Here is a 17,260-nt window from a genome sequence, read left to right as displayed (position 1 = left end):
GTAAGAAATGGTGACTTAGCCTAACGTTGGCCCTGACTGCCGTCTTGCGACATAAGGCCAATCAATGCCGACTAACGGACAACTTTCCCTCGTACGGACCATTCCGACGCTCACCGCGCTGCCGCGTCCGCTGTTCGCGCGGGCGGAAAGTTTGAATGCCGGTTCCTGGACGCCGCCTCATCGCCATGACTGGGTGCAGTTTTCCTACGCCATCAGTGGCGTTCTTGGCGTGCACACCGCTGAGGGCAGTTTCTTTGCGCCGCCGCAGTGGGGCATCTGGATTCCGGCGGACCTGGAACACCAGGTGGTGACCTCGATGCGTGCCGAGATGCGCAGCCTCTACGTGCGCCGCGAAGATTGTGAGTGGGCGGACGGGCGTTGCCGGGTGCTGGAAGTCACGCCGCTGGCGCGCGAGTTGATCAAGAGTTTTTGTGCGTTGCCGGTGGAATATCCCCAAGGCGATAGCCAGGAAGCACGGCTGGTGAATGTGCTGCTGGATCAGTTGGCAAGTTTGCCGGAAGTGGGTTTTTCTTTGCCGTTGCCTCGGCACCCGCGACTGCTGGGCTTGTGCAATGAACTGATCGAAAGCCCGGAGCGCAATGTGACGTTGCAGGAATGGGCGGAACGCCTCGGCACTTCGGAAAAGACGCTGATGCGCTTGTTCCAGCGCGAGACCGGGTTGAGTTTTCGCGGATGGCGTCAGCGGATGCGGCTGCTGTCGTCATTGAGTCTGCTGGAGGAGGGTGACAGCGTGACGAATGCCGCGCTGTCTTGCGGGTATGACTCGACGTCGGCGTTTATTGCGGCGTTCAAAAGCCTGTTCGGGTTTACCCCTGGCGAACTCTTCAAGCAGTAACACTGCAGATTGATCGTTCCCACGCTCTGCGTGGGAATGCCTCAACGGACGCTCCGCGTTCGGCTCTGAAAGGGACGCGGAGCGTCCCGAGCTGCATTCCCACGCGGAGCGTGGGAACGATCATTAAAAGCGGCCTCTGATCAAGTCCGGAAGCGGCGAACCAGGACGTCCAGTTCATTCGACAACCCGGCCAGGCTCTGGGAGTCCAGCCGCGCCGAGTTGGCCAGTTCCGCCACCAACTGCGCATCGCCATGAATCTGGCTGATGTGCCGGTTGATGTCTTCCGCCACTTGATGCTGTTCTTCCGCCGCCGTGGCGATCTGGGTGTTCATGTCGCGAATCACATCCACCGACTCACGAATCAACCCAAAGCTGCTACGGGCCTCGCCGATGCGGCTCACCGATTGCTGAGAGACCTCAAGGCTTGCATGCATCTGCTGAGTCACCTGGCTGGTGCGTTTGGCCAGGTTGCCCAGCAGCCCGTCGATTTCCGCCGTGGAATCGGCCGTGCGCTTGGCAAGGGCGCGAACTTCATCCGCCACCACCGCAAAACCGCGACCTTGTTCACCGGCCCGTGCCGCTTCGATGGCCGCGTTCAGGGCCAGCAGGTTGGTCTGTTCGGCAATCGAGCGAATGGTCCCCAGGATCGACTGAATGTCGTTGCTGTCGCGTTCCAGTTGCTGCATCGACTGCGCCGACTGTTCGATTTCCTGGCTCAGGCGATCAACGCTGGTTACGGCCGCGTCGATTTGCTGCTGACCTTCACGAGCCTGACGCTGACCGCTGTCTGCCGACTCGGCTGCCTGGCTGCAAGAACGCGCGACTTCGTTGGCCGTGGCGACCATTTCGTGGAACGCCGTGGACACCATGTCTACCGCTTCACGCTGGCGCCCAGCCGCTTCGGCCATGTCACTGGAGACCTGGGTCGAGCTTTTTGAGGTAGCAAGAATCTTGTTCGCTGCGCCACCGATGCTCTGGATCAGGTTACGAATCGCGGTCAGGAACTGGTTGAACCAGTTGGCCAGTTGCGCGGTTTCGTCGCTGCCACGGATTTCCAGGTTCTTGGTCAGGTCGCCTTCACCTTGGGCGATGCCCTCCAGGCCACTGGCCACGCTGCGGATCGGCCGCACGATGAGGCTGGCGAAACTGGCGCCGACGATGGCGAAGAACACCGCCAGCACGGCAGCAATGATTGCGATCAGCCAGGTCAGTTGCGTGGCCGAGCTCATCACGTCGTTCTGTTTGATCAGGCCGATAAAGGTCCAGCCCAGTTGCTCCGACGGCCAGACGTTGGCCATGTAGCGTTCGCCGTTCAGCTCGACTTCCACCAGGCCTTTACCGGCCTTGGCCAGTTGCGCATAGCCTTCGCCGAGGCTGCTGAGGGCTTTGAAGTTGTGTTCCGGCTGTTTTGGATCGACCAGTACGGTGCCGGTGTTTTCCAGCAGCATCAGATAGCCGGTTTCACCGAGTTTGATCTGTTTGACGATCTCGGTGAGCTGCTTGAGCGTCACGTCGATACTGACTACGCCGCCGTTGGTGCCCAATTTGTTGTCGATGGTGCGCACGGTGCTGACGTAGGTTGCGTCGTCCTGGGCCCAATAATAGGCCTCGGTGCGAAACGGTTTGCCCGGCTTGGCCTGGGCCGCCTTGTACCAGGGGCGTTGGCGCGGATCGTAATTGCTCAGCTTGGCATCGTCCGGCCAGGACACATAACCGCCGGCCGCCGTGCCGAGGATGGCGTAGGCATAGGATGGATGGCTGTTGCCCAGGTCCTGCAGGAGGCCGAAGACTTTTTTGTCCATCTCGCCCTGGGGAATGCTCTCGGCGTTGGCGCCCATGTAGGTCTTGAGGCTATCGTCGGAGTTCTTGATCAGAGGTTGCTTGGCCAGGTAGTCGACGTTCTGGCTGATGCCGTCGAAGAACAATTGCATGGCGTTGCTGACCTGACGAATTTCGCGACCGCTGCCGTCGACGAAATTCTCCTTGGCGTCACTGCGCAAGTTCAGCACGACGAGGGTGGCGACCAGCACCACCGGCAAGCAGGCGATGATTGCAAACGCCCAGGTCAACTTCTGTTTGATGTTCATCCGCGCTCCAGATTTTTCTTGTAGGCCCACGCAGTGCAGAAGACTCGCGGATTTTTGGCAGCCGTAAACGTTTTTGATCCCCCCGATCCTGGAGCGCGCCATCGTTTTTGTTGTCGGAACGATTGTCGGACAAATCACTTTGTCTCTGAGGACTTCGGCTGATTGCGGGGGAAATTGAGGCTTAAAAAGAAAAATCCTACGAAGGGTATGAATTAAGGTGTCAGCTTCTGTCGCAATTGCCCTCGCAAGCCTCTGCCAACAAGTGTTGTCGGCTCAGCTATGATCTTTTGCGGCCGATAATGACCGAAGGAGAGGGACCGATTAATCCGGCACATTGTGTGCATCACGACGTTCATAGGTCGGCAACCCCTCCCCCGAACGAGTGGATTGCCGTATAACGAATGACTTTCGCGTGTTTGGTAATAAAGGACCCACAATAAAAGCTGATGAAGACTCCAAAACGCATTGAACCCCTGATCGAGGACGGTCTGGTCGACGAGGTGCTGCGCCCACTCATGAGTGGTAAAGAAGCAGCTGTTTATGTGGTGCGCTGCGGTAACGAGCTACGTTGCGCGAAGGTCTACAAGGAGGCGAATAAACGCAGTTTCCGCCAGGCGGCCGAATATCAGGAAGGCCGCAAGGTACGCAACAGCCGGCAGGCTCGGGCGATGGCCAAGGGCTCCAAGTTCGGCAAGAAAGAAACCGAAGACGCCTGGCAGAACGCCGAAGTGGCGGCATTGTTCCGTCTGGCCGGCGCCGGAGTCCGGGTGCCTCAACCGTACGACTTCCTTGAAGGCGTGCTGCTGATGGAACTGGTGGCCGACGAGTACGGCGATGCGGCGCCGCGTCTGAACGACGTGGTGCTGGAGCCGGATCAGGCGCGCGAATATCACGCGTTCCTGATTTCGCAGATCGTGCTGATGCTGTGTACCGGTCTGGTGCACGGTGACCTGTCGGAGTTCAACGTGCTGTTGACCCCGACCGGCCCCGTGATCATCGACTTGCCGCAAGCGGTCGACGCGGCGGGCAATAACCACGCGTTCAGCATGCTGGAGCGGGACGTGGGCAACATGGCGTCCTACTTCGGCCGGTTTGCGCCGGAGTTGAAAAAGACCAAGTACGCCAAGGAAATGTGGGCGTTGTTCGAAGCCGGCACCTTGCACCCGGCCAGCGTATTGACCGGCGAGTTCGACGAGCCGGAAGAGCTGGCCGACGTGGGCGGGATCATGCGCGAGATCGAGGCGGCACGCCTGGATGAAGAGCGTAAACAAGCGGTGCGCGCGGCAGATGATGCGCCACCGGGCAAGACCGAAGAACCGCCTCCCCCATGGATGCAGTGATCGGTTAACGAAAAACCCGGCTTCGGCCGGGTTTTTTGTAGATGCCTGCCCCGAATCCTCCAAACACTGAAGATTAATGTGGGAGCGAGCCTGCTCGCGATAGCGGACAGTCCGGCGACAATGATGTTGAATATGACGGCCCCATCGCGAGCAGGCTCACTTCTACACTGAATTTGCGGTGTAGCTGTGTTTTGAGTTTTCCGGACTTCCCACACTCAAGGATTGAATGTGAACACCTCCACCCGCAACGCCCGACTGATCGTCAGCGCTCGTCTGGTCTCGGATTTCGGCGCCTTCCTCAACATGGTCGCCTTGGCCACTTACGTCTACCTGCTCAGCAACAGCGCCATGAGCGTGGGGATCTTTCTCGCCAGCCGCGTGGGCGGAGGGATTTTCGCCAGCCTCATCGGCACGACGTTCTATCGTCGTTGGGCAGGGAGATGGCCGCTGATCGCGTTCGACCTGCTGCGTGCTGCGCTTTTGGGGTTGCTGTTGGTGCTGCCCGTTACCCAACAGGCCTTGTTATTACCGTTTATCGCTTTTGGCCTGGGATTCGGCAATTCCATGTTTGCGATCGGCCTCAACAGCCAATTGCCACACTTGATCGAAGGCGAACACCTGCTCAAGACCAATGCCTGGATCACCTCGGCGTCGTCGGCAGCCATGGTCGGCGGAAGTCTGGTGGCGGGGTTGCTGGTGGCCGCGTTTGGCTTCGAAACAGTGTTTGCGTTGAACGTGGTCACTTATTTGCTGGCCGCGGTGTTCATCGTGCCGCTGCGCTTTTCCAGACCGGCTGTCGACCCCGTTCAGGAACACAATGAATGGTCGGCCCTGCGCCAGGGTTTGCGCAGCACACCCGTGGTAGCCGCGATGCTGGCCGTCACCATGGCCGACACCCTGGGCAGCGCTGCGCACAATGTCGGCTTTCCGATCATTTCAAAACTGCTCACCCCCGAATCCGCCAGTACCACCCTGGGTCTGATGCTGGCGGTCTGGGCCAGCGGCAAACTGATCGGCGCGCGAATCGCCAGTCATCTGCAAGGCTCGGACAACGCACATCTGGAGCGACGATTTTTCTTCGGCGTGTTGCTGATGTCCTGCGGTTTCATCCTGATGTTTCAGCAGCAGACGCTCTACGGTTTGCTGTTGTTCTCGTTGCCGGCGGGGTTGGGGGACGGGTTCTCGGAGGTTGGATTGATGTCGCGCCTGCAACGCGAGCCGGACAACCTGCGCCTGCCGATCTTCAGCGTGTTGACGCTGCTGCAAATGACCGGATTCGGCGTCGGCATGCTGATCGCCGCGCCGTTCTATGCGTGGTGGGCGCCGGGGGCCGTGGTGTTGCTGTTCCACGGTATTCCAATCACCACTGTGTTGGTGGTGAAGGGACTGACGCTCAGGCGCGGGCAGGTTCGGCGCAACAGCCCGACGCCAGCTCCTTGAGGATCGGGCAGTCAGGGCGATGGTCGCCCTGACAGTGCTCGACCAGGTCCTGCAAGGTGTCGCGCAACTGTCCGAGCTCGCGGATCTTCTGGTTCAGTTCGTCGATGTGCTGACGGGCCAGGGCTTTCACGTCGGCACTGGCGCGTTGGCGGTCCTGCCAGAGGGTCAGCAATTTGCCGACCTCCTCGAGTGAAAACCCCAGGTCCCGGGAGCGCTTGATGAACGCCAGCGTGTGCAGGTCGTCATCGCCGTAAACACGGTAGCCGCTGTCGGTGCGATGGGCGGCCTTGAGCAAGCCGATGGACTCGTAATAACGGATCATCTTTGCGCTCAGGCCACTGTGGCGGGCTGCTTGGCCGATGTTCATCGATTGTCCTCCAGGTCCTTGGGTTTCCAGGTTTTCAACAGTAACGCATTGCTCACCACGCTGACGCTCGACAACGCCATTGCTGCGCCGGCCAGTACCGGATTGAGGAAGCCGAACGCGGCCAACGGAATGCCGATCAGGTTATAGACAAAGGCCCAGAACAGATTCTGCCGAATCTTCGCGTAGGTCTTGCGGCTGATTTCCAGTGCCGCGGGCACCAGCCGTGGATCGCCGCGCATCAAGGTGATACCGGCCGCGTGCATGGCCACGTCGGTGCCACCGCCCATGGCGATGCCGATATCGGCCGCAGCCAGTGCCGGGGCGTCGTTGATGCCGTCACCGACCATCGCCACCACACCGGTTTTCTTCAGTGTGGCCACCGTGGCGGCTTTGTCTGCCGGCAGCACTTCGGCGTGCACATCGGTGATGCCCAAGGCTTGGGCAACCACTTTGGCGCTGCCGCGATTGTCGCCGGTCAGCAAGTGGCTGCTGATGTGGCGTGCGTTGAGTTGTTGCACCGCTTGCAGGGCGCCGGGCTTGAGGGTATCGCCGAACGCGAACAGGCCGAGCACTCGCGGTTTGGGACTTTGTTCGATCAGCCAGGACAGTGTCCGGCCTTCGGTTTCCCAGGCCGTTGCCGAGTCAGCCAACGGACCGGCATTCAAACCGCTTTCTTCCAGCATCCGGCGATTGCCCAGCGCCAGGCGACGACCGTCGAGCGTGCCGGCGATGCCGCGTCCGGTCAGCGATTGGCTGTCACTGACATCGGCCACGCTCAAGCCGCGTTCGGCGCAGGTGTCCAGAACCGCCTTCGCCAGTGGATGTTCACTGCCGCGTTGCAGGGCGCCGGCCATTTGCAGCAGGCCGGCTTCGTCACCTTCGATAGCGCTTAGATGAGCGATGCGTGGGGTGCCCGAGGTCAGCGTGCCGGTCTTGTCGAACACTACGGCGCTGACTTCATGGGCGCGTTCGAGGGCTTCAGCGTCCTTGATCAGAATGCCGTAGCGAGCCGCCACACCCGTACCGGCCATGATCGCGGTCGGCGTGGCCAGGCCCAATGCGCAGGGGCAAGCGATGACCAGCACGGCGACGGCGTTGATCAGCGCGGTTTCTATCGGCGCACCGTACAACCACCAACCGATCAGTGTCGCCAATGCGATCAGCAACACAGTCGGCACAAACACCTGGCTGACTTTATCCACCAGTTTCTGAATCGGCGCTTTGGCCGCCTGGGCGTCTTCGACCAGGCGGATGATCCGCGCCAGCACGGTTTCCGCGCCCAAGGCCTGGGTGCGCACCAACAACCGACCTTCACCATTGATCGCGCCCCCCGTGACCTTGTCGCCAGGTTGCTTGGGCACCGGCAGGCTTTCGCCGCTGATCAGCGCTTCGTCGGCGTGGCTCTGGCCTTCGACCACTTCTCCGTCCACCGGGAAGCGTTCGCCGGGTTTGACCAGCACCAGGTCATTGAGGCGCAAAGCACTGATGGCGACATCCTGCTCGCGGCCATCGATGACTTGAATCGCCCGTTCCGGGCGCAACGCTTCGAGGGCGCGGATGGCGCTGGCGGTCTGGCGTTTGGCGCGGCTTTCCAGGTATTTGCCCAACAGCACCAGCGCGATCACCACCGCCGACGCTTCGAAATACAGGTGCGGCATACGCCCGGCCGCGGTGGCCCACTCATAAAGACTCAAGCCATAACCGGCGCTGGTGCCGAGGGCGACCAGCAAGTCCATGTTGCCGGCACCGGCGCGCACAGCTTTCCAGGCAGCGATATAAAAACGCGCGCCGAAAATGAACTGCACCGGCGTGGCCAGTGCGAATTGCACCCAGGCCGGCAGCATCCAGTGCACGCCAAACGGTTGCAGCAGCATCGGCAACACCAGCGGCAAGGCCAGGGCGATGGCCATGATCAATGCCCAACGCTCGCGATGCAGGCGCTGTTGCTGGTTGTCGGTTTGCGGGTGTTCGACTTCCCAAACGCTGGCGTTGTAGCCCGCCTTGGTCACGGCGCCGATCAACGTCTGTGGATCGACGTGTCCAAGCAATTCGAGGTGGGCGCGCTCGTTGGCGAGGTTGACGCTGACGCTTTTCACCCCCGGCACCTTGGCCAGTGCCCGCTCGACACGGCCGACGCACGACGCACAGGTCATGCCGTCGATGCTCAATTCCAGCGTCTGCTGCGGCACGCTGTAACCGGCCTGCTGCACCGCTTCCATCAACGCTGGCAGGCTGTCGCTGGGCGCTTGGACGCGAGCCTGTTCGGTGGCGAGGTTGACGCTGACGGCGGAGGCGCCGACGACTTTGCTCAAGGCACGCTCGACACGCCCGGCGCAACTGGCACAGGTCATGCCGGCAATCGGCAAATCGAACGTAGTGGATTCGGACATCGGTCGCGCTCCCTGTAGAAGATGCCTACAGGATCAACCTTGCCATGCTGGCAAGGTCAAGCGCCATGTCTCAGATCAAAAGATGATTGATCGTTCCCACGCTCTGCGTGGGAATGCAGCCCGGGACGCTCCGCGTCCCATTTAAAAGCCGAACGCAGAGCGTCCGTTGAGGCATTCCCACGCGGACGGTTCGACGCCTCGACGTGGGAACGATCAGTTGGATTTGCGTCAGTATTCGAGGGCGGCGGGTTTGAGGTACATCCCTTCCTGCGTCATCGCAATCCGGAACTTCAACACATCACCGGCCTTGAGCGTGATGTTCTGCGAGCCCGGTGCGAGCATCCCCGGGTTGCAGCCCGGAGCCTGGCCCGGCAACAGTTTGAGGCGCAAGGACACATTGCCCGGCGGCAGGTTGAACGAGGTGCTTTGTTCCTGGAACAGCCGCGCCGACAGTTGATCCTGAATGTACACGCCGATCTCGCAGGCGGTTGCGACTTCCAGGCGCTCGCGGGAAATGATCAGAACCCCGTAGTCCTCCCCGGCGGCTTGAGCCGAAGGCGTCGCGGCAAAGAGGCTGAGGAAGCCAAACAGGCTGAGAGCTGACCAGCGCATGGCTGAATCTCCTGAGGTCGAGTCATTGATGCACGCAGCTTGGCCGAGCGCGACGCCGATTGCCAGCCCGGCAGCGTTTTACAGAACTTGACCTTGCCATGGTGGCAAGCTCGAGACTGCTCGCAACCTCACTCAAGGAGTCATCCCATGCAAGTGTTCAATGTTCAAGGCATGTCCTGCGGTCACTGTGTCAAAGCCATTACCCAAGCGCTGCAAGCCAAGGATCCTGCGGCCAGTGTGCGGGTCGAACTGGCGGCAAAAGAAGTCGGCGTCGAGAGCACCCTGACCGCCGAAGAAGTGATCGCGGCGATCACTGAAGAAGGCTATGAGGCAAAACTCGCCTGAGACCAGCAAAATTCCTGTGGGAGCGAGCTTGCTCGCGATAGCGGTGTGTCATTCAGCATTGATGCCGACGGATACACCGCTATCGCGAGCAGGCTCACTCCCACACAAGTTTTGTGTTCATCCAGCGGTTTTTTAATAGTTAGCGACCTAACGGAATGTTCAAGGCGTCCACGCGCGGCTAGACTGTCGGGCTGCCGACCCCAACTGGATGCCTGATGAACTTCCGTACCATTTTGATTCTTGGCGCCCTGAGCGCTTTCGGTCCGCTGGCGATCGATTTCTACCTGCCAGCGTTCCCGGCGATGGCGCTCGCGTTTGGCACCGATGAGAAACATGTGCAGCTGACGCTGGCCGCGTATTTCCTTGGTTTGTCCATCGGGCAACTGGCTTACGGCCCGGTCGCGGATCGCTTCGGGCGACGCATTCCTCTGCTGACAGGCGTCGGCTTGTTCACCGCCGCTTCCCTGGCCTGTGCATTCGCGCCGAATCTGGAATGGCTGATGGGGGCGCGATTCATTCAGGCCCTCGGCGGTTGCGCCGGGATGGTGATCTCCCGCGCGGTGGTCAGCGACAAATGCGATGCGGTGGGTTCGGCGAAAGTCTTCTCACAACTGATGCTGGTGATGGGGCTGGCGCCAATTCTCGCGCCGATGCTGGGCGGGCTGTTGGTCAACACCACGGGTTGGCAGTCGATCTTCCTGGTGCTGACCGGTTTCAGCGCCCTGGCAGGCCTGGCCGTGGCAATCGGTTTGCCGGAAAGCCTGCCGGCCCATGTCCCGCGCCAACCGTTGTCGGGGGCGCTGCGTCAGTACGGTCGGCTATTGTCGGATCCGGTGTATCTGGGGCACGCCCTGACCGGCGGCATCGCCATCGCCGGGATGTTTGCCTACATCGCCGGTTCACCGTTCGTCTTCATCAAGCTCTATGGCGTACCGGCCGAACATTTCGGCTGGCTGTTTGGCACCAACGCAGCGGGTTTCATTCTGGTGGCGCAGGTCAATGCACGGCTGCTGGCCAAACGTGGTCCGGCATTCCTGTTGGCGCGTACGGTATGGATCTACCTGGGCGCGGGCCTGACATTGCTCGCCGTCAGTGCACTGCACACCGAGCAGTTATGGCCGTTGCTGATCCCACTGTTTATTTGTATCGCCAGCCTCGGTTGCATCCTGCCGAACGCCTCGGCCTGCGCCATGAGCGGGCAGGGCGCTCGTGCCGGCAGTGCATCGGCGATGCTCGGTTGCCTGCAATTCAGCGTCGCCGCCGGTGCGGCAGCGTTGGTCGGTGTCTTGCACGATGGCAGCGCCGTGCCGATGGCGATGGTCATCAGCCTGTGCGGGATTCTGGTGGTGAGCGCGGCGATGCTCACCCGGCGTCTGCAAAATGCCCGGGCGCTGGCGCAAGCCCAGGTCTGAGGAAGGACTCAGCCAGCAGCGCGTTGCTGGCGGTCGGGAATCTGATGCGGCGCGAGCAAGCGCGCTTCGAGGGTGCGGGTGAAGGCGAGGGCTTCGGCTTCGCTGCGAAAGGTCACGGAATGTTGGTCCAGACGGACCTGCCACTGGGATTTTGCCACTTCTTTTATCAGGATCTTCATTGCTGATCTCTCCTCTCGTAAAAGATGTTGCGTAAAAAATTGCATCGTAGAGGAGACGATTGTAGACCTGAATACGATCACTAATATGACGAAGGTCAACTCTCGGACTGACGGTGTCGTCTTTTCGGGACGACACTTGTGTCAGTGTGTTTCAGAACCCTTCGAGCACAATCTTGCCCTTGGCTTTGCCGCTCTCCAGCAGCTCATGGGCGCGACGCAGGTTCGCTGCGTTGATCGTGCCGAAATGCTCGCCGACCGTGGTTTTCAGTGTGCCAGCGTCGATCAGCTCGGCCACGCGGTTGAGCAGTTTGTGTTGTTCGATCATGTCGGCGGTTTCGAACAGCGAGCGGGTGTACATGAACTCCCAATGCAAAGACAAGCTCTTGCGCTTGAGTTTGGTCACGTCCAGCGCCTTCGGATCATCGATCAGCGCCAGTTTGCCCTGAGGCGCCAGCGCCTCGACCAATTGATCCAGATGTTGATCGGTCTGGGTCAGGCTGGCGACGTGGGTCACCTGGTCCACGCCTGCGCGTTTCAGTTCTTCGCTCAGCGGCTTGCTGTGGTCGATCACCAGATCGGCACCCAGCTCGCGCACCCAGCTCTGGGTTTGCGCGCGGGAAGCGGTGCCGATGACCTTCAGCCCGGTGAGCTGGCTGGACAGTTGCGTCAGGATCGACCCGACACCGCCCGCCGCACCGACGATCAGCAGGCTCTGGCCTTCATCGGTTTTGCCTTCGCGCACTTGCAGGCGTTCGAAGAGCAGTTCCCATGCGGTGATGGCGGTCAGCGGCAGCGCGGCGGCTTCGGCGAAACCGAGGGACTTGGGCATATGGCCGACGATTCGCTCGTCCACCACGTGCAGTTCGCTGTTGCCGCCGGCGCGGGCGATGGAGCCGGCGTAAAACACCTTGTCGCCAGCCTTGAATAGTGTGACGTCGCTGCCGACGGCCTTGACCACACCAGCCACGTCCCAGCCCAGCACTTTCGCTGCGCCGTCTTCAGGCTGGACGTTCTGGCGGACCTTGGTGTCGACCGGGTTGACCGAGATGGCTTTGACTTCGACCAGCAGATCACGTGGTCCGGCAACCGGTTCTGCAAGCTCGATGTCTTGCAGGGATTTCGCGTCGCTGATCGGCAACGAGGCGTAATAGGCGATGGCTTTCATGTAGGGCTCCTGAACAGTAATAAAAGAAGGATCAAGCCACGGTGCGCAGGCGCTTGAGTTCGAAGTGCTCGAGAAACTCGCCGGCCTTGGTGCGGAAGTTCTGGATGTGCGCGCTGTCGTCGTGGGCTTGCAGGGCTTCGTCGCTGCTCCAGTGTTCAATCATGTAGAAGGCCAGTGGATTAGCCAGGTCCTGATGCAGATCGTATTGGCCACAACCTGCCTCGGCGCGAGTCGGTTCCAGCAGTGCACGCAGGTGCTGTTCAAGGGCGTCCTGCTGGCCGGCTTTGGCGATGAGGGTGGCAATGGCGGTAAAAGGCTGGGACATGGTCGGGCTCCGGGAGCGGGATGATTTCGATGGGACAGATGATTGGCTATTTCTCTGCAAGATAAAACCCGCTAAAAGAGCAGTCTCTTTCAATATTTTTTTGATAATCAAGGCTGAAAATGCTGCGTTTCGATGATTTGCAGTTGTTCGTGCGTGCCGCTGACCTGGGCAGTCTTTCAGCGGCTGCGCGGGTGATGGACATGTCCGCGGCGGTGGCCAGCGCGGCGCTGAAGCGTATCGAACAACAATTGGGCGCACGCTTGCTTGCCCGCTCAACACGTAGCTTGCGGCTGACCGCCGAAGGCGAGGGTTTTCTGGAGTACGCCCGTGCGGCCCTGAGCAATCTGGATGAAGGGCGCCGTTTGCTGGCCAGCGGTCAGGATCAGGTCAGCGGGATTTTGCAGCTGTCGGCACCTTCGGATTTTGGCCGCAACCTGTTGCTGCCGTGGCTAGACGAGTTCCAGCGCGAGCATCCCAGGTTGACCGTACGCCTGCTGCTGGGTGATCGCATCGCCGACCTGTTCCGCCAACCGGTCGATATCGCCCTGCGCTACGGCGAACCGGAAGACTCAAGTCTGGTGGCGTTGCCCATCGCGGCGCAAAACCGCCGCGTGCTGTGTGCCGCTCCTGCTTATCTGGCCAGGCATGGCGAACCGCGCCACCTGGAGCAACTGGCCCAACACAATTGTTTGTTGTTCATGCTCGGCAGCCGGGTCCATGACCGCTGGAGTTTCCACGACGGCAAACGCGAGGTCGGCTTGACGGTCAGCGGTGATCGCTTCAGCGACGATGCCGATGTCGTTCGGCTGTGGGCGATTGCGGGCGCCGGCATTGCCTACAAGTCCTGGCTCGATGTCGCCGCCGATGTGCTCGCCGGTCGCTTGAAAGTGCTGATGCCGGAGCTCCTCTGCGAACGCGCACCGCTGAATCTGTTGTGCGCCCATCGCGCACAATTGAGTAAGCCTGTGAACCTTTTGCGCGAAATGCTTGCCAGCCGATGCGCTCTTCTGGGCAGCCAATTTCCGGGTATTTCGAGCATCGATCATTAGTCGCAGGCAAATAGCGAAATTTCTGTCAGGAACTATCACCACCCACGCTTTGCAGAAGGCAGGAACCGTCGGTCAACCCGCTTATACTAGCGCCCGCCTCGTGTACGCACGGTCGATCTCGCGATGGCGGTGGCCCCACAGTCAATCACCGACCTTCGTCCTGCCTGTGAAGCAGTGGCATGGGTGAGTGGGGGCTTTGCCCGGCTGACGGCGATTTTTGCTTCTTGGCCGACGACACATTACTGGTCAAGATGTCTCTGAGCAGCAGACGAAACGATTCAACAGGGAGTGAATACATGGAACATGCACCTTGCATCAGCCAGATTGCCACGTTGCTGGCTGACCCAAAGCGCAGCGCAATGATGTGGGCTTTGATGGACGGCTCGGCGCGGCAATCCGAAGAGCTGGCATTGCTGGCCGGCCTGTCACCGTCTTCGGCCAGTGCACACCTTGGGCGTTTGTCCGCCGGAGGTCTGTTGAAAGTCGAAATCCGTGGACGCAAACGCTTTTTCCGCCTGGCCGCACCTGAAGTGGGCGCGGCCATCGAGGCCTTGGCCAGCGCAACGCTGGCCAGTACGCCACGTGAAGTGCCGGACATCTTCAAGCGCGCCAACCCCGTCGCCAAATCTCAGGCGGCGCCTTCATCGCTGCTGCGCGCCAGATTGTGCGACGACCATCTGGGCGGCACGCTGGCCGCCGATCTTTATCAACGCCTGCTCGATGCCGGCTGGATCGAGCAGTTCGAACAGCGTGTGATGATCACGCACAAGGGGTCCACGCAACTGGCCGCTCGCGGTGTGTTTATCCAGGCGTTGGCCCATCGCAACAGCAGAGTCGCCTGCGCGTGTCCCGACTGGAGCGAAAGACGCCCGCACATGGGCGGTGCGCTCGGCGCGGCGCTGCTGCAGTTGTTCATGCAGTCGGGCTGGTTGAATCTGCCCGGCGATTCGCGCGCGTTGCAGATCACCGCAACGGGGCAGCGCGAGATCCATCGTTTCGCCAAGCAGACCGAGCTGGAAGCTGCGCTTTAGAGCCTTTTTTGCCCGACGTCTGGTGCCAATGAGCCCGGGCGTCGTTAGCAGTTGCGGACAGGTCGCATCCAGCCATCACCCCCAGGGTCTATCGCGCACACTCGAATTCGGGGATTTTCGGATTGGGGGAATGTGGCATGGACACACAAGGCTTCAGCGCGGCAGAACGACTGGAACGGCTGCCCATCAGCGGTTACCACCGCATCATTTTCATCATCATTGCGTTGGCGTTTTTCTTCGACTCCATGGACCTGGCGATGATGACCTTCCTGCTCGGCTCGATTAAAACCGAGTTCGGCCTGAGCTCGGCGCAAGCCGGGTTGCTGGCCAGTTCGAGCTTCTTCGGCATGGTGCTCGGCGCTTCGCTGTCCGGCATGCTGGCGGACCGCTTTGGCCGTAAACCGGTGTTCCAGTGGAGCATCGTGTTGTGGGGCATCGCCAGTTACCTGTGCTCGACGGCGCAGAACATCGAAACGCTGACCTTGTTCCGCATCCTGTTGGGGATCGGCATGGGCATGGAGTTTCCCATCGCGCAGTCGATGCTCTCGGAGTTGATTCCGGCCAAGCGGCGTGGGCGTTACATTGCGCTGATGGACGGGTTCTGGCCGCTGGGGTTCGTCGCGGCCGGGGTGTTGTCGTATTTCCTGTTACCGGTGGTTGGCTGGCGGGACATCTTCCTCGTGTTGGCGGTGCCGGCGGTGTTCGTTCTGGCGATCCGTTTTTTCATTCCCGAGTCACCGCGCTGGCTGGAACAGGCCGGGCGGCATGAGGCGGCCGATAAAGTGTTGCTGGGAATTGAGCGGCGTGTCCGGGCCTCGCTGGGGCGTTCGGACTTGCCGGAGCCGATTCGCCTGCCCCGCGTGGCCAGTACGCCGGGCAACTTCTTGTCCGCCTTGCGCCAGATCTGGTCGCCGCTGTATCGCCAGCGCACGATGATGATCTGGAGCGTGTGGTTCTTTGCCTTGCTGGGGTTTTATGGCCTGACGTCCTGGCTCAGCGCATTGCTGCAGCAGTCGGGTTTTGCCGTGACGCAATCGGTGTATTACACGGTGCTGATTTCCCTGGGCGGAATTCCAGGCTTCCTGATGGCGGCCTGGCTGGTGGAACGTTGGGGGCGTAAACCGGTGTGCGTGGTGACCCTGCTCGGCGGCGGGGTGATGGCGTTTCTTTACGGCCAGAGCGCAGTGTTTGGCGGCAATGTTGGCTTGTTGATTACCTCGGGCCTGTTGATGCAGTTCTTTCTGTTCGGCATGTGGGCGGTGCTTTACACCTACACGCCTGAGTTGTACCCGACATCGGCCAGGGCAACGGGATCGGGATTTGCATCGGCGATTGGTCGCGTGGGTTCGTTACTCGGGCCACTGGTAACCGGGCTGGTGTTTCCGATCACCGGGCAGGGCGGCGTGTTCGCGCTGGGGGCGATGTGCTTTGCGATTGCGGCGGGGGTGGTTTGGGTGTTCGGGATGGAGACGCGGGGCAAGACGCTTGAAGAGCTGACCGAGGCAGCTGCTTGATGATCGTTCCCACGCTCCGCGTGGGAATGCCTCACCGGACGCTCTGCGTCCGCTCTTGGGACGCGGAGCGTCCCGGGCTGCATTCCCACGCGGAGCGTGGGAACGATCAGTTATCAGCGATCAGTCACTAGGGTTTGACCAACCTGGCATCCAGGCTGTTTTGCGCCAATCGCTTGGCCTGATCCTGGGTCATGCCCAAATCGGTGTAGAGCGCATGGAAGTTCTCGGTCACGTACCCGCCGAAGTACGCCGGGTCATCGGAGTTCACCGTGACTTTCACGCCACGCTCAAGCATGTCCAGAATGTTGTGCTGGGACATGTGATCGAATACGCGCAGCTTGGTGTTCGACAACGGGCACACGGTCAGCGGGATCTGCTCGTCGATGATCCGTTGCATCAGACGCTCATCTTCGATGGCGCGCACGCCATGATCGATACGCTGGATTTTCAGCAGGTCGAGCGCTTCCCAGATGTACTCCGGCGGGCCTTCTTCACCGGCGTGGGCGACGGTCAGGAAACCTTCGTGGCGGGCACGATCGAACACACGCTGGAACTTGCTCGGCGGGTGATCCATTTCCGAACTGTCCAGACCAACGGCCACAAACGTATCGCGGAACGGCAGCGCCTGGTCGAGGGTTTTCTGCGCTTCGTCTTCGCTCAAGTGACGCAGGAAACTCAGGATCAAACCGCTGGTGATGCCCAGTTGTTGCTCGCCATCCTTGAGTGCGGCGGCGATGCCGTTGAGCACCACTTCGAAGGGCACGCCACGGTCGGTGTGGGTCTGCGGGTCGAAGAACGGTTCGGTGTGAATCACGTTCTGCGCCTTGCAGCGCAACAGGTATGCCCAGGTCAGGTCATAGAAATCCTGCGACGTGCGCAAGACATCGGCACCCTGGTAATACAGGTCGAGAAATTCTTGCAGGTTGTTGAAGGCGTAGGCCTTGCGCAGGGTGTCGACATCGCTCCACGGCAGGGCGATCTTGTTGCGTTCAGCCAGGGCGAACAGCAACTCGGGCTCCAGCGAACCCTCCAGGTGCAAGTGCAGTTCTGCCTTGGGCAGGGCGTTCAGCCAGTCGTACATAGTCTTTTCTCATCAGGTGCAGATGACGAGCATTCTACAGATGCTCGTGGAAACAATTAGCAAAACC

At 60.6% G+C, this 17,260-nt stretch carries 16 protein-coding genes and 1 pseudogene; 8 read left to right on the top strand and 9 right to left on the bottom strand.

Translation table 11 applies throughout. The annotated features are described in order from the left end of the window. Nucleotides 1-64: 64 nt before the first annotated feature. Nucleotides 65-856 carry a helix-turn-helix transcriptional regulator gene (locus tag HNR03_RS31425; RefSeq protein ID WP_259158317.1) on the top strand — a complete coding sequence of 264 codons (792 nt, stop codon included), beginning with the start codon at nt 65-67 and terminating at the stop codon, nt 854-856. A 140-nt stretch (nt 857-996) separates the two neighbouring features. On the opposite strand, the gene HNR03_RS32085 is transcribed toward HNR03_RS31425, so the two are convergent. Continuing rightward, entirely contained in the window at nt 997-1,725 is a 729-nt protein-coding gene (locus HNR03_RS32085; protein ID WP_405046104.1) for a methyl-accepting chemotaxis protein, read from the bottom strand. A gap of 129 nt (nt 1,726-1,854) precedes the next feature. Continuing rightward, nucleotides 1,855-2,943, bottom strand: a pseudogene (locus HNR03_RS32080) (cache domain-containing protein); the annotation flags it as partial. 446 nt (nt 2,944-3,389) lie between these two features. On the opposite strand from HNR03_RS32080, the gene HNR03_RS31415 reads away from it, so the two are divergent. Continuing rightward, nucleotides 3,390-4,283 carry a PA4780 family RIO1-like protein kinase gene (locus HNR03_RS31415; protein WP_123369234.1) on the top strand — a complete coding sequence of 298 codons (894 nt, stop codon included), beginning with the start codon at nt 3,390-3,392 and terminating at the stop codon, nt 4,281-4,283. 228 nt (nt 4,284-4,511) lie between these two features. Further along, entirely contained in the window at nt 4,512-5,723 is a 1,212-nt protein-coding gene (locus HNR03_RS31410) for an MFS transporter (RefSeq protein WP_259158308.1), read from the top strand. On the opposite strand, the gene cueR is transcribed toward HNR03_RS31410, so the two are convergent. From cueR to HNR03_RS31395, 3 genes are all read right to left on the bottom strand, one after another. Continuing rightward, on the bottom strand, nt 5,677-6,090 hold the full coding sequence (cueR, locus tag HNR03_RS31405) for a Cu(I)-responsive transcriptional regulator (RefSeq protein WP_090175934.1): 414 nt from the start codon (nt 6,088-6,090) through the stop codon (nt 5,677-5,679). The genes HNR03_RS31410 and cueR overlap by 47 nt on opposite strands. Then, entirely contained in the window at nt 6,087-8,480 is a 2,394-nt protein-coding gene (locus HNR03_RS31400) for a heavy metal translocating P-type ATPase (RefSeq protein ID WP_259158305.1), read from the bottom strand. The genes cueR and HNR03_RS31400 overlap by 4 nt, the downstream gene beginning before the upstream one ends. Before the next feature lie 228 nt (nt 8,481-8,708). Then, on the bottom strand, nt 8,709-9,092 hold the full coding sequence (locus tag HNR03_RS31395; protein WP_222589636.1) for a hypothetical protein: 384 nt from the start codon (nt 9,090-9,092) through the stop codon (nt 8,709-8,711). A 147-nt stretch (nt 9,093-9,239) separates the two neighbouring features. Here HNR03_RS31395 and HNR03_RS31390 point away from each other — a divergent pair, with 147 nt between their 5' ends. Then, entirely contained in the window at nt 9,240-9,437 is a 198-nt protein-coding gene (locus HNR03_RS31390) for a heavy-metal-associated domain-containing protein (RefSeq protein WP_222589637.1), read from the top strand. Nucleotides 9,438-9,652: 215 nt separating this feature from the next. Beyond that, nucleotides 9,653-10,849 carry a multidrug effflux MFS transporter gene (locus tag HNR03_RS31385; protein ID WP_259158302.1) on the top strand — a complete coding sequence of 399 codons (1,197 nt, stop codon included), beginning with the start codon at nt 9,653-9,655 and terminating at the stop codon, nt 10,847-10,849. Nucleotides 10,850-10,857: 8 nt separating this feature from the next. Here the strand turns inward: HNR03_RS31385 and HNR03_RS31380 are convergent, their stop codons facing one another. From HNR03_RS31380 to HNR03_RS31370, 3 genes are all read right to left on the bottom strand, one after another. Then, complete coding sequence (locus HNR03_RS31380; protein ID WP_167360467.1) at nt 10,858-11,028, bottom strand: hypothetical protein; 171 nt, start codon at nt 11,026-11,028, stop codon at nt 10,858-10,860. A 151-nt stretch (nt 11,029-11,179) separates the two neighbouring features. Beyond that, complete coding sequence (locus HNR03_RS31375; RefSeq protein ID WP_222589639.1) at nt 11,180-12,193, bottom strand: zinc-binding alcohol dehydrogenase family protein; 1,014 nt, start codon at nt 12,191-12,193, stop codon at nt 11,180-11,182. A 31-nt stretch (nt 12,194-12,224) separates the two neighbouring features. Beyond that, nucleotides 12,225-12,518: a putative quinol monooxygenase gene (locus HNR03_RS31370; protein WP_259158295.1), complete on the bottom strand. Its 294-nt coding sequence runs from the start codon at nt 12,516-12,518 to the stop codon at nt 12,225-12,227. 119 nt (nt 12,519-12,637) lie between these two features. Between HNR03_RS31370 and HNR03_RS31365 the strand changes: the two genes are divergently transcribed. From HNR03_RS31365 to HNR03_RS31355, 3 genes are all read left to right on the top strand, one after another. Continuing rightward, a complete protein-coding gene (locus HNR03_RS31365) occupies nt 12,638-13,567 on the top strand; it encodes a LysR family transcriptional regulator (RefSeq protein WP_222589641.1) in 930 nt (309 codons plus the stop codon). Nucleotides 13,568-13,863: 296 nt separating this feature from the next. Then, on the top strand, nt 13,864-14,598 hold the full coding sequence (locus HNR03_RS31360; RefSeq protein WP_259158293.1) for a helix-turn-helix transcriptional regulator: 735 nt from the start codon (nt 13,864-13,866) through the stop codon (nt 14,596-14,598). Nucleotides 14,599-14,735: 137 nt separating this feature from the next. Then, a complete protein-coding gene (locus tag HNR03_RS31355; RefSeq protein ID WP_259158292.1) occupies nt 14,736-16,112 on the top strand; it encodes an MFS transporter in 1,377 nt (458 codons plus the stop codon). A 127-nt stretch (nt 16,113-16,239) separates the two neighbouring features. Here HNR03_RS31355 and HNR03_RS31350 read toward each other — a convergent pair whose 3' ends face one another. Further along, nucleotides 16,240-17,193, bottom strand: a complete 954-nt coding sequence (locus HNR03_RS31350) for an adenosine deaminase (protein ID WP_259158289.1) — start codon at nt 17,191-17,193, stop codon at nt 16,240-16,242. Nucleotides 17,194-17,260: the final 67 nt, after the last annotated feature.

It is taken from the genome of Pseudomonas sp. JAI111 (assembly GCF_024809425.1).
Lineage (GTDB): Bacteria > Pseudomonadota > Gammaproteobacteria > Pseudomonadales > Pseudomonadaceae > Aquipseudomonas.
Note: the sequence above shows the minus strand (reverse complement) of the source record. Positions and strands in the feature narration are given on the sequence as shown.

What these genes read in the sequence shown, in the direction of transcription:
- HNR03_RS31370 (WP_259158295.1), bottom strand. Translation starts at nt 12,518, where the DNA reads ATGTCCCAGCCTTTTACCGCCATTGCCACCCTCATCGCCAAAGCCGGC.
- HNR03_RS31350 (WP_259158289.1), bottom strand. Translation starts at nt 17,193, where the DNA reads ATGTACGACTGGCTGAACGCCCTGCCCAAGGCAGAACTGCACTTGCAC.
- HNR03_RS31390 (WP_222589637.1), top strand. Translation starts at nt 9,240, where the DNA reads ATGCAAGTGTTCAATGTTCAAGGCATGTCCTGCGGTCACTGTGTCAAA.
- HNR03_RS31365 (WP_222589641.1), top strand. Translation starts at nt 12,638, where the DNA reads ATGCTGCGTTTCGATGATTTGCAGTTGTTCGTGCGTGCCGCTGACCTG.
- HNR03_RS31415 (WP_123369234.1), top strand. Translation starts at nt 3,390, where the DNA reads ATGAAGACTCCAAAACGCATTGAACCCCTGATCGAGGACGGTCTGGTC.
- HNR03_RS31355 (WP_259158292.1), top strand. Translation starts at nt 14,736, where the DNA reads ATGGACACACAAGGCTTCAGCGCGGCAGAACGACTGGAACGGCTGCCC.
- HNR03_RS31360 (WP_259158293.1), top strand. Translation starts at nt 13,864, where the DNA reads ATGGAACATGCACCTTGCATCAGCCAGATTGCCACGTTGCTGGCTGAC.
- HNR03_RS31375 (WP_222589639.1), bottom strand. Translation starts at nt 12,193, where the DNA reads ATGAAAGCCATCGCCTATTACGCCTCGTTGCCGATCAGCGACGCGAAA.
- HNR03_RS32085 (WP_405046104.1), bottom strand. Translation starts at nt 1,725, where the DNA reads ATGGTGTCCACGGCGTTCCACGAAATGGTCGCCACGGCCAACGAAGTC.
- HNR03_RS31400 (WP_259158305.1), bottom strand. Translation starts at nt 8,480, where the DNA reads ATGTCCGAATCCACTACGTTCGATTTGCCGATTGCCGGCATGACCTGT.
- cueR (WP_090175934.1), bottom strand. Translation starts at nt 6,090, where the DNA reads ATGAACATCGGCCAAGCAGCCCGCCACAGTGGCCTGAGCGCAAAGATG.
- HNR03_RS31385 (WP_259158302.1), top strand. Translation starts at nt 9,653, where the DNA reads ATGAACTTCCGTACCATTTTGATTCTTGGCGCCCTGAGCGCTTTCGGT.
- HNR03_RS31380 (WP_167360467.1), bottom strand. Translation starts at nt 11,028, where the DNA reads ATGAAGATCCTGATAAAAGAAGTGGCAAAATCCCAGTGGCAGGTCCGT.
- HNR03_RS31425 (WP_259158317.1), top strand. Translation starts at nt 65, where the DNA reads ATGCCGACTAACGGACAACTTTCCCTCGTACGGACCATTCCGACGCTC.
- HNR03_RS31395 (WP_222589636.1), bottom strand. Translation starts at nt 9,092, where the DNA reads ATGCGCTGGTCAGCTCTCAGCCTGTTTGGCTTCCTCAGCCTCTTTGCC.